General features: G+C 43.1%; 5 protein-coding genes. 1 reads left to right on the forward strand and 4 read right to left on the reverse strand.

All coding sequences use genetic code 11. The annotated features are described in order from the left end of the window. Positions 1 to 369 (forward strand): MerR family transcriptional regulator (locus V7D75_RS11610; protein ID WP_333614683.1); only part of this gene is annotated, 369 nt, incomplete at its 5' end. Positions 370 to 396: 27 nt separating this feature from the next. Here V7D75_RS11610 and rimI read toward each other — a convergent pair. From rimI to fusA, 4 genes are all read right to left on the reverse strand, one after another. Next, entirely contained in the window at positions 397 to 885 is a 489-nt protein-coding gene (gene rimI / locus V7D75_RS11615) for a ribosomal protein S18-alanine N-acetyltransferase (RefSeq protein ID WP_333614684.1), read from the reverse strand. Between the two features lie 461 nt (positions 886 to 1,346). After that, complete coding sequence (locus tag V7D75_RS11620; RefSeq protein ID WP_333614685.1) at positions 1,347 to 1,874, reverse strand: peroxiredoxin; 528 nt, start codon at positions 1,872 to 1,874, stop codon at positions 1,347 to 1,349. A gap of 287 nt (positions 1,875 to 2,161) precedes the next feature. Next, on the reverse strand, positions 2,162 to 3,352 hold the full coding sequence (gene tuf / locus V7D75_RS11625) for an elongation factor Tu (RefSeq protein WP_333614686.1): 1,191 nt from the start codon (positions 3,350 to 3,352) through the stop codon (positions 2,162 to 2,164). A gap of 220 nt (positions 3,353 to 3,572) precedes the next feature. Next, positions 3,573 to 5,475 (reverse strand): elongation factor G (fusA, locus tag V7D75_RS11630; RefSeq protein ID WP_333614687.1); only part of this gene is annotated, 1,903 nt, incomplete at its 5' end.

Here is a 5,475-nt window from a genome sequence, read left to right on the forward strand (position 1 = left end):
ATTCGTCATTACGACCAATTGGGACTACTAAAATCTCGCAAACGCCAAGCAGGCTCCCGGCTTTATACCGAATTTCATCCCGAATGCGTCGAGCGTATCGAGCTGATCAAAAGTGCTCAAGCCATTGGTTTTACATTAACCGAAATCAAAGACAGCTTAAATGATTATTACGATGGTCAACTTGATATTGATTTGCAGCTAAGTCTTACGCAGCAAAAATTGGCGCAAGTTAAAAAACAGCAAACGACAATTAATCTGATGATAGAAATGTTGGCTGAACGCATCGAGGTGCTCGAACATATGAGAACCGATAAAAACTATCTCTCTAATATCGAAATCTGCAAAAAGAAAATACCTCCCCAAGCATGATTTAAGCTTTTTATAAATAACCAATTGCTAATCGTAAACTCGTTGCATGATTAATGCATCGACAGAAGGTTGGTGTGGTAGTTGATAATAATTTTTACGTGTATGAATCACAGTAAACGCTTGCTGCTCATATAAAGCAAGCGCTGGCGCATTGTCTGCGCGCACTTCTAATAATAAGCTCTCTACCTTAATATTTATTAACTCATTATTTAATGTAGCAAAAAGCTGCGACGCAATACCTTGACGCTGATAATCAGGATGGGTACCGATACGTAATATCTCTGCTTGCTCAAAAATTACTTGATAGAGGCAGTAGCCAATGACTTTATTATTATCGGCTTTATCTTCTTTTTTATAAACTATGAGCATATGCATACTATCTTGCGCGAGCATCTCAGCCAACGTCTGCTCAGTCCATGCGTCGTGCGGCTGTACGAGCGCTTCGATATTTGCAACGGCTTGAAGCGCTTGTTGCCGCTCTGAGGTATTGATTGCTAATTTCTTTATAATAAACACCGCTTCTCCCTTTATTTTTCTTATGCAATAAATGCTATGTTAGCGTCATTTTTATAATTACTCAGAAATGACATTATTTATGTCATAAATACCCGCTTTAGCGCCTCACATTTAACACTATCTTAGGCATTTATTTTAATATTGCCAAAATTTTTGTAGAAAACATAAAAAAACTGCTTAGCCCTTATACTTAAGGATTAAGCAGTTCGACAGTATTTGAGCTTCAGCATTCTAGGGCGTCTCCTCAATTCAAGCGCTTGTATCTAAATGGGCTAAAAATGGCTAAATTTTGTCAAACATCGTCAAATAGCTGATTAATATCTCGATATTATTTGCGCTATTTTCCTCGTTTGACGGCAATTTATCTCATTTTTATCACCATTTTTAAAATGAGGACACGCCCTAGTATTTATCGACGCCTGATGATACCAGTCAAACGTCAATGCACTTAAGGATTGTGATTAAGCATTACTTTTCAGATATTCTAACATGGTGTCTGCATCCGATACTTCAAATGGATCTGTTGGGCAGTTGTCATCAAAACCCGCTTCTTTAAACACTTTTTTGATTTCTTTATTATCGACATACATCGAATACCGCCATGAGCGCATACCAAAGCCAAGATTGCTCTTATCAACCAGCATGCCCATTTTACGAGTGAACTCACCATTGCCGTCAGGAAGCAAGAAAACGTTTTCACGGTTTTGCTTTAGGCCCCATTGGTACATGACAAAGGCATCATTAACAGAAATACAAACGATTTCATCTACACCTAAAGCCTTAAATTCATCGTAAAGCGTTTCATAACGAGGTAGATGGCTGGTCGAACACGTTGGCGTAAAAGCACCTGGTAGAGAGAAAACCACCACTTTTTTATTGGCAAATAACTCATCTGTGGTTAGGTCATACCATTTGAATGGATTGTCTCCGCCGATAGATTCATCACGAACACGAGTTTTGAAAGTTACATCAGGGACATGGGTAATCATTATTTACTCCGATTTAGGTTATTGTGTTTTTATTTTTAAAATCCTGCCATTATATAATAAGGGTTATAGCTATCTATAAGCAAATCTTTAATCCTGTATCTACTATATATGAAGTAATCTGTGTAATTTAAAGCCTTTAAACTTATAGTGAGTGAAAAGTAATATAGATGCATCAAGTCATGCACTCTCACCTTCACACCCCACAAAAAAAGCCACCCTTTATCAGGATGGCTTTTTCTTATTGCTTAACGTAACAGATTACTCTGATAGCGTTAGTGCTTTGATGCTTAGCTAAGTACGTTAGCAACAACACCAGCACCTACGGTACGGCCGCCTTCACGAATTGCGAAGCGTAGACCTTTGTCCATAGCGATTGGGTGGATAAGCTCTACGCCCATCTCAACGTTGTCACCAGGCATAACCATTTCAGTACCGTCTTGTAATTGGATTGCGCCAGTTACGTCAGTGGTACGGAAGTAGAACTGTGGACGATAGCCGTTTAGGAATGGTGTGTGACGACCACCCTCTTCTTTTGACAGTACGTATACTTCGGCGTCAAATTTGGTGTGCGGGGTGATTGAACCTGGCTTAGCTAGTACTTGGCCACGTTGTACGTCTTCACGTTTGGTACCACGTAGTAGTACGCCACAGTTTTCGCCTGCACGACCTTCGTCTAGCAGTTTGCGGAACATCTCTACACCAGTACAGGTGGTTTTTTGGGTGTCACGGATACCGACGATTTCGATCTCGTCACCAACACGGACGATACCTGATTCAACACGACCGGTTACTACGGTACCACGGCCTGAGATTGAGAAGACGTCTTCGATTGGCATTAGGAATGCTTTGTCAACGTCACGCTCTGGCTCTGGGATGTAGGTGTCTAGGATGCCTAGTAGTTCTACGACTGCTGGTTCGCCGTATTTGCCTTCGTCGCCTTTTAGGGCTTGGGTGGCACTGCCTTTTACGATTGGGGTGTCGTCGCCTGGGAAGTCGTAGTCGTTAAGCAGTTCACGAACTTCCATTTCTACTAGTTCTAGTAGTTCTTCGTCGTCAACAAGGTCACATTTGTTCATGAAGACGATGATGTACGGTACGCCAACCTGACGTGATAGCAGGATGTGCTCACGGGTTTGTGGCATTGGGCCGTCTGTTGCTGATACAACTAGAATAGCGCCGTCCATTTGGGCTGCACCGGTGATCATGTTTTTAACGTAGTCGGCGTGACCTGGGCAATCAACGTGGGCGTAGTGACGGGTTGGGGTGTCATATTCTACGTGTGAGGTGTTGATGGTGATGCCACGTGCTTTTTCTTCTGGTGCGCTATCGATAGCGGCGTAGTCTTTGGCTTCGCCACCAGAGGTTTTTGCTGCTACGGTTGCGATAGCGGCGGTTAGGGTTGTTTTACCGTGGTCAACGTGTCCGATGGTACCGACGTTGACGTGTGGCTTGCTGCGTTCAAACTTGGCCTTTGCCATGGGTATTTCCTCTTTATTTGGGGTCAAGTAGTTAACTGCTAAACATGCGCAAGTTAAGGGATACCGACCACATTAAGATAATTGTTAAAAGGTTGCACATACAATGTGCAGATATTATAAGAAAATCGCGACCAATAACAAGTCTTTTAACCAATTATTGGCGCAATCTCTACGGACAATAGAAAGATTGACTCAATATTGTCCTATTAATACGTAATATTTACTCGTCTTCATCTTTAGAGTTGAATTTAGAGATGATAGATTCTGCAACTGATTTTGGAATCTCAGCGTACTTTTGGAATTCCATTGAATAGGTTGCACGACCTTGTGACATTGAACGCATTTGCGTGGCGTAACCAAACATTTCTGCTAATGGTACTTCTGCACGAATCTGCTTAGTGCCACCAGGTAAGTCTTCCATACCTTGAACCATACCACGGCGGCGGTTTAAGTCGCCCATGATATCGCCCATATAATCTTCAGGCGTTTCAACTTCTACTTTCATAACTGGCTCAAGTAGGGTTGGGTTTGCTGCCATGAAGCCTTTACGGAACGCGATAGAACCAGCCATTTTAAATGATAACTCATCCGAGTCAACATCATGGTAAGAACCATCATATAAGGTCGCTTTAACGCCCACAACTGGGTAACCTGCAAGTACGCCGTTTTTCATGCGCTCTTGGATACCTTTGTCGACTGCACCGTGGAATTCTTTTGGTACTGTACCACCAACAACTTCTTCAGCGAATTCATATAGAACATCGCCCGCTGGATCCATAGGCTCAAGACGTAACCAAACGTGACCGAACTTACCACGACCACCAGTCTGACGTACGAATTTACCTTCTTGCTCAACCACGTTACGAATAGTTTCACGATAAGCAACCTGCGGCGCACCGATGTTTGCTTCAACGTTAAACTCACGCTTCATACGGTCAACAAGAATCTCTAGATGCAGCTCACCCATACCACTAATGATGGTTTGACCAGATTCTTCGTCAGTATGGACGCGGAATGATGGATCTTCTTTTGCCAAACGGCCCAAAGCGATAGACATTTTTTCTTGGTCAGCTTTGGTCTTAGGTTCAACAGCTAGAGAGATAACTGGATCTGGGAATTCCATACGCTCTAGCGTGATGACGTTGTTTTCGTCACATAGCGTATCACCAGTAGTGACGTCTTTCATACCAACTAAGGCTGCAATATCACCCGTGCTGATTTCTTGTAGCTCTACCTGAGCATCTGCCATCATCTGAACGATACGGCCAACACGCTCGCGCTTCATCTTAACAGGGTTATAAACGCTACTACCTTGTTTTAGAACACCTGAATACACACGAACGAAGGTTAAGTTACCAACGAACTTGTCGTTCATGATTTTGAACGCTAGTGCTGCGAACGGCGCGTCATCAGAGGCTTCACGCGTACCTTCAGTTTCGTCTTTGTCGTCAAGGATACCGCGGATAGCAGGTACGTCCATTGGCGCAGGTAGATACTGAATAACGGCGTCCAACATCTTTTGTACACCTTTATTTTTAAAGGCAGTACCACAAAGAAGTGGAATGATTTCGTTGTTGATGGTCAATTGACGAATAGCGTCGTTGATCTGCTCTACCGTCAATTCGCCATTTTCAAGATACTCATTCATGAGTTCTTCTGAGGCTTCAGCAGCGTTTTCTACTAGATACTCACGGTACTCTTCCGCTTTTTCTTGTAGTTCAGTTGGGATTTCGCGCTCTTCGTACTTCATCCCTTGAGACGCTTCGTCCCAATAGATAGCTTTCATGGTCACAAGATCCACAACGCCTTCAAAGTCGTCTTCTTTACCAATTGGAATAACCAACGGTACTGGCTTGCCGCCTAGACGAGTTTTGATTTGTTCTACCACACGGTAGAAATCAGCACCAACACGGTCCATTTTATTAATGAATGCTAAGCGTGGTACTTTATATTTGTTTGCTTGACGCCATACGGTTTCAGACTGTGGCTGAACCCCGCCTACCGCGCAATAAACCATACAAGCGCCATCAAGAACACGCATAGAACGCTCAACTTCAATCGTGAAGTCAACGTGACCTGGGGTGTCAATGATGTTGATACGGTGTTCAGGGAACTGCTTTGCT

It is taken from the genome of Psychrobacter sp., assembly GCF_036731945.1.
Classification (GTDB): domain Bacteria; phylum Pseudomonadota; class Gammaproteobacteria; order Pseudomonadales; family Moraxellaceae; genus Psychrobacter.

Bases quoted from the DNA above. Each gene is read 5' to 3' on its own strand.
- tuf (WP_333614686.1), bottom strand. From the start codon at position 3,352: ATGGCAAAGGCCAAGTTTGAACGCAGCAAGCCACACGTCAACGTCGGT.
- V7D75_RS11620 (WP_333614685.1), bottom strand. From the start codon at position 1,874: ATGATTACCCATGTCCCTGATGTAACTTTCAAAACTCGTGTTCGTGAT.